The sequence below is a fragment of the Sphingomonas sp. FW306-05-A genome, from assembly GCF_058782275.1.
On record NZ_JBYSXN010000011.1, the window covers coordinates 1 to 1,561 of the forward strand.

1 protein-coding gene is annotated in these 1,561 nt (G+C 64.9%); it reads left to right on the forward strand.

The annotated features are described in order from the left end of the window. Positions 1–64 precede the first annotated feature (64 nt). Positions 65–1,498 (forward strand): IS1182 family transposase, encoded by a 1,434-nt coding sequence (locus AC3WJR_RS20360; RefSeq protein ID WP_492727482.1) that lies wholly within the window; start codon positions 65–67, stop codon positions 1,496–1,498. Positions 1,499–1,561 lie beyond the last annotated feature (63 nt).

Here is a 1,561-nt window from a genome sequence, read left to right on the forward strand (position 1 = left end):
CCACCGAGGCTGTGTGAAAACGTCCTGATATGCTATGCTTGTCGGCGTCATCTGGAGACGTCGGATGGGTCGTTTCATCGAAGGGTGTGACCGCCGGGAGCTGCTTTTTCTGCCGCCCTGCGTGGACGATTACGTTGCCGAAGACAGCGCTGTGCGGATCGTCGATGTGTTCGTCGACGAACTGGACCTCGCGACGCTGGGGTTTGCCGACGCCGCTGCGACGGGTCGGCCAGGCTATCATCCTGCGACGCTGCTCAAGCTCTACATTTACGGCTATCTGAACCAGGTTCAGTCCAGCCGACGGCTGGAGCGCGAGGCGGGCCGCAACGTCGAACTGATGTGGCTGACGGGCAAGCTTGCGCCGGACTTCAAGACGATCGCCGACTTTCGTCGGGAGCACGGGCCTGCGATCCAGGCGGCCTGTCGCCGGTTCGTGCTGTTGTGCCGGCAACTCGGCCTCATTGCAGGCGGCACCGTCGCGGTAGATGGGAGCCGTTTTCGCGCGGTGAACGCGCGCGACCGTAACTTTACCCCGGTCACGATCCGGCGCCGGATGGAGCAGGTCGACGCCAGCATCCAGCGCTATCTAGGCATGCTCGACACCGCGGACCGGCAGGAAGGCGAGGCCGCCACGTTGCGCACCACCCGCCTGACCGACCGGCTTGGCGAACTGCGACGACAGATGCGCGAGCTCGAGGCAATGGAGCAGGCGGTTGCGACATCGCCCGACCGACAGATCTCGCTCACCGACCCCGATGCGCGCGCGATGGCATCGGCGGGCACGGGCACCGGGCTGGTCGGCTACAACCTGCAGGCGGCGGTCGATACCAACAGCCACATCGTGGTGGCACACGAGGTCCTCAACCTTGGTCATGACCGCACGTCGCTGGCCAACATGAGCCTCCAAGCGCGCGCGGCGACGGGGGCAACAGCGCTTACCGTGCTTGCCGACCGCGGCTACTTCTCCGGGCCCGAGGTGTTTGCGTGCGAAGCTGCCGGCATTACGGCGATCTGCCCCAAGCCGCTGACTTCGGGCGCGAAAGCCGACGGGCGGTGGGGCAAGCAGGACTTCGTCTACCAGCCCGAGACCGACACCTATCGCTGCCCCGCCGGTGAAACGATGACGCGGCGCTTCTCCAGCCTCGAGCACGGCATGACGCTTTACGGTTATGCCACGCCTGCCTGTCGCTACCGATGTGCCGTCAAGGCGAACTGCACCGCCGGCATCGAGCGCCGCATCAAGCGGTGGGAACATGAGGAGGTGATCGAGGCGATGCAGGCCCGCCTCGACCGCATGCCGGGCGCGATGCGCGTCCGCAGACGCACGGTCGAGCACGTCTTTGGTACCATCAAGGACTGGATGGGACGAAGCCACCTTAAGACCCGCACCCTGAACAACGTGGCAACCGAAATGAGCCTCCACGTACTCGCTTACAACATTAAGCGCGCCATCGCGCTGGTCGGCGTGCCCGGGTTGATCGAGGCAATGAGGAGGTGAGCGCTGTGCTCGCGCGCGTTAACGCCATCGATAAGAGATCGACGTTCTCACACAGCCTCCACC

Coding starts and splice junctions, on each gene's coding strand:
- AC3WJR_RS20360 (WP_492727482.1), top strand. CDS start 65: ATGGGTCGTTTCATCGAAGGGTGTGACCGCCGGGAGCTGCTTTTTCTG.